The organism is Bacteroides sp. AM23-12, assembly GCF_003434395.1.
Classification (GTDB): domain Bacteria; phylum Bacteroidota; class Bacteroidia; order Bacteroidales; family Bacteroidaceae; genus Bacteroides; species Bacteroides thetaiotaomicron.
This window is the reverse complement of sequence record NZ_QTLF01000067.1, coordinates 1-3,787: the sequence shown is the minus strand read 5'-3', so window position 1 is coordinate 3,787 and position 3,787 is coordinate 1. Positions and strand designations below refer to the sequence as shown.

Here is a 3,787-nt window from a genome sequence, read left to right as displayed (position 1 = left end):
GTTGTGGCACAGGGGACGGGGGAGAGGGCGGGTGACGACGGACGCAGACCGGTCCGGATGGCGTGCATGACATTGTCGTAGGCATCGCACCATTCGAGGTTGGCGACGTGGTTGTTGAGCTTGTTTCCGTCGAGGTGGTTCACTTGGGGGAGACGCTTCGGGTTGGGGATAAAAGCTGTTGCCACTAAGCGGTGTACAGAGTAGCCGACGTATATCCCCTTTTGGCGGATGGCCACGTACTCATAACCTTTTGCGGTAATGCTGCTGCTGATTATCAACTTCGATTTGCCTTTGAAACTCAATATCCGCCCGTGGTCTGAAACCATATAATCGGAATTTGCTTCGATAAATCTCCAATTTTCCATACTTTATTCTTTATATTGTTAATAAAATTATACTTCGTTAAAAAGAAATCCCTTTTCCGAAACCACCGGGGATAAACGGCGCAGCCTGCATGGTAGAAACGGCGTAGCCTGCAAGGTAGAAACGGCATAAACAAGGACTGTTAAACGGCGTAGCCTCCTCGCTGACATGAGGCGGTTCCGCCCGCTTACTCCGGTCTTTGACCTTTCTCATTCCTCCTCTGCACGGGGTTCGAGCCGTTCGGCACAGCGAACGAGAAACTCCAGCTCCTCCCGACACCCTTGAATGGCTTCATACAAAGAGTCCACATGATACATTCTGCAAAGCGTTTCCCATTCTTTTCGTTCTTCTGAAGTCATTTGTTCTCCGAAATTCATTTGCTGTCCAAAACTTATCTGCTGCCCGAAACTCATTTCAAAACTTATCTGCTGCCCGAAACTCATTTGCTCTCCGAATCTCATCTGCTCTTCGAAACTCATTCGACGCAAAGGAAATTTTCGGCATGAAACGTGCGCCACCCTTTGGCTTCGAGATCGTAGTAGACTACAAACGTATTTTCCGGTCGTGGCATATAGGGGCGGTGAAAACTGTGTTGATATCCGGTGAGCGTGCCGACAGCGTGGCGCACGGTTCCGTCCTGCTTGGTGTAGCAGAATTTCACGTTCTCCCTGTGCATTTTCCGTATCAGTCCACCGATTCGGTGGGCGATGATGAGCGCATCACGCCGGTTCATGTCATTGTTGCGACGGATGACGGCGGCCCGCCTCATGAGCCGTACCCGTGGGAGGGAATGTTGTTTTTTCATTTCAGTCATATGATTCAATTGTTTTTTATTGATTTCGGGGCAAAAGTAGATTATGGGTAGAATAAAAACCGTTCACGCTTGACTAAAATGAAAAAATATGTAGAAAGAGTCACGCGTGACCCAAAATGTTAAAGGTAAATCCCGAATTTTGTCGGATTAATTTAAATATAATTAGTAATGAACAAAAAAGAAAACTGCCAGAACAGTAGTGAAAGAGAACAACACATTGAAGTAAAAAGGACTGTAAATCAGAAAAGTACAAGTCAGAAAAAAGTAAATCAGAAAAGCATGAGTCAGGAAAAAGCAAATCAGAAAAGCATGAGTCAGAAAAAAGCAAATCAGAGTGGCGAAAAGTCCGTGTATGACGAGAACAGGGATGCCCTTCAGGAAAGAGTCGAAGAGAAGCAATGGAAGAAAAAGCAATGTAATGGCTTGCAGCACAGTGATGACGAAGAAAAACAGAAAGTCATCGATTCGATTATGAAAGTCAGCCGGGATAACGGCTTTGACGACGCTTATCTTCAGCAGCATTCGGACTGTTCGGCATCGTCGATCAAGCGCTTCCACTCGGCCTGGATGGGAAAGAGAATGTCCAATTGGACGACGATTTTTAATTTAGCGCACTGCGTGTCCGTCAATTGTGTCTTTGCCGAAAATCTGGTCGGGATGCTGGTTGTCATTATTATGTTCTTGATTAGAGATGCCGGAATTGTGAGTTACCATATCGACTCGCCCAAGAAAGTGGTGATAGAAATAAATTTCGGTAAAGATAAATTATTGCGCATGAAAGACGAGGAAAAGAACGAAAAAGGAAAAGAAGGTAAAGACGACGAACACCTTTGAGCGACGACAATGATCGGGACAAAGGAAAGAACAACTGACGGAATGAGGTAAGTCCTGTAAGAACTTGGTAGTCTGTATTCGTAAAAAAACGATTCGATATCAGCGATGGATTTCCATTTTATTCCCTTGTTATAATGTCACCACAAATGTAATCATATTATTGAGAAAACCATGCAGAAACGCTTTTATTCTGAAAAATAAGTTTTATTGTTCACTCAGATTTCATATTCGATGTTGACATCCTACGTTTTCTCTTTTAGATATTTATTTGTTTTCCTTTGTCGGTTTCTACCGTATTGCACGTTCGTCATTATTTACAAATTCTAATTATTGCATTCTCAGTTCGGGTAAAACGAATCCGTTTTCCGAGCTGAGAATGCAGATGACGGCTTTTAATAAGTCTGTTTGTTTTTATTTCTTTAGTAATATATTATAAACTGGCAGATAAGTCGCTCTACCAAGTTCTTACAGAACTTACCTTTTTGTATAGTAATATTTAAAGATTTAATAGCAATATTTTAAGATATTCAGTGATCGGTTCCGCAAACAATCAAAACAATCACTATTTATGGAAGCGCGGATAACTCGAAAAACAGCGGCACTTGCAATCTTTCTGATCAGTGCATTTCAGACTTACATTTATGCCGGCCGCCCCTCTTCTTGTCAACTATTAATCATCAATTCTTATACCGAAAACTGTCTGTGGAGCGATGACTTTATGGCCCCTGTCTATAAAGAGTTTCGCGTCCAGAACAGCCCGGTTGACATATGTGCCGAGCACATGGAACTGATGGCGACCGTTGTCCCGGATATGCGCAAACAGGTCTTCATGTCCGACAGGCGCTGGATCAGCGCGCAATGCAGGAAAGAAGCGGAGGAAGTGATGCCTTTCCTGTTGATCGGCGGCTATTTCTGGACAGACAGTGAAATAAAGAAACATCTGCTCCCGGTGATCAAAAGCCGCCTGGACGGAGCGTCGCATCCGCACAGAGTGGAAACGACAGCGATGGGGACGCCCCCATCCGTCATCAATTATGCCGACTACGTAGAGAGCGGACTGTTGCTCGGCCTGTGTCCCGACGACACTGTTTTTTGTATGAAGCCCCCCACTTTTTTCGAGCGGAACAAATATTATCTGGCCCTGTTTTTCTCTTTGATAGCACTGGCCGTCATCTATGTGATATGGCTCCGGAGGGCGCTGCATGAGAGGAGCAGGCGGCTGGAGATCATGAGGAGCTATAGCAGTCTGGTCGAAAACATGCCCGTTCTCTATGCCCGTGTCGAGCTCATATTCGACCCCGGTGCCCGGATTATCGACTATGTCTACCGGGAAGTGAATCCCACTTTCGAGAAATACATCCTGCCCAAAGAAAAAATACTGGGAAAGAAATACAGCGAACTCAATCCGGATTATTCGCCGGAACTGCCCGACAGGTACAGCGAACTGAATGACAACAGGCAAATAACCTTTCAGTATTATCTGGAGAAGACGAAAACTCATCTGACCGTCATCTCCATACATTCCAAAACGAAAGGCTGCGTCGATGTCTTTGGTGTGGACAATACCGAACTGGTGCTGACGCAGCAAATGCTGAAATCCACCAACCATAAGTTGTCCGCCGCCCTCGACGCTGCCGACATGACCCCTTGGAAATGGGATTTGCGGACCGGCCTCCTCTCGTGCAACGTCAGCCACGACTTGTACGTCACCGAAGAGGAGGTGACGCATGACGGCAACCTGATTATCGTGCCCACCTCCGCCTGTTTCGCGAAAAT

General features: G+C 45.6%; 5 protein-coding genes and 1 pseudogene. 2 read left to right on the top strand and 4 right to left on the bottom strand.

Annotated features, from left to right (window positions below):
* The 4 genes from DW640_RS22870 to DW640_RS24475 form a co-directional block, all read right to left on the bottom strand.
* A partial coding sequence (locus DW640_RS22870; RefSeq protein ID WP_199610453.1) for an HNH endonuclease occupies positions 1–365 on the bottom strand: 365 nt, incomplete at its 3' end.
* A gap of 37 nt (positions 366–402) precedes the next feature.
* On the bottom strand, positions 403–576 hold the full coding sequence (locus DW640_RS23855; RefSeq protein WP_008766440.1) for a hypothetical protein: 174 nt from the start codon (positions 574–576) through the stop codon (positions 403–405).
* Entirely contained in the window at positions 573–842 is a 270-nt protein-coding gene (locus DW640_RS22865; protein ID WP_048692382.1) for a hypothetical protein, read from the bottom strand. Before DW640_RS22865 ends, DW640_RS23855 begins: the two co-directional genes overlap by 4 nt.
* Entirely contained in the window at positions 839–1,177 is a 339-nt protein-coding gene (locus tag DW640_RS24475; protein WP_008766438.1) for an SH3 beta-barrel fold-containing protein, read from the bottom strand. The genes DW640_RS22865 and DW640_RS24475 overlap by 4 nt, the downstream gene beginning before the upstream one ends.
* 168 nt (positions 1,178–1,345) lie before the next feature.
* On the opposite strand from DW640_RS24475, the gene DW640_RS22855 reads away from it, so the two are divergent.
* Both DW640_RS22855 and DW640_RS22850 read left to right on the top strand, forming a co-directional pair.
* A complete protein-coding gene (locus DW640_RS22855) occupies positions 1,346–2,011 on the top strand; it encodes a hypothetical protein (protein ID WP_011108094.1) in 666 nt (221 codons plus the stop codon).
* A 568-nt stretch (positions 2,012–2,579) separates the two neighbouring features.
* Positions 2,580–3,787 (top strand): annotated as a pseudogene (locus DW640_RS22850) (ATPase); the annotation flags it as partial.

Excerpts from the sequence above, each read along its gene's own strand:
- DW640_RS23855 (WP_008766440.1), bottom strand. The coding sequence starts at position 576 with ATGAGAAAGGTCAAAGACCGGAGTAAGCGGGCGGAACCGCCTCATGTC.
- DW640_RS22865 (WP_048692382.1), bottom strand. The coding sequence starts at position 842 with ATGAGTTTCGAAGAGCAGATGAGATTCGGAGAGCAAATGAGTTTCGGG.
- DW640_RS24475 (WP_008766438.1), bottom strand. The coding sequence starts at position 1,177 with ATGACTGAAATGAAAAAACAACATTCCCTCCCACGGGTACGGCTCATG.
- DW640_RS22855 (WP_011108094.1), top strand. The coding sequence starts at position 1,346 with ATGAACAAAAAAGAAAACTGCCAGAACAGTAGTGAAAGAGAACAACAC.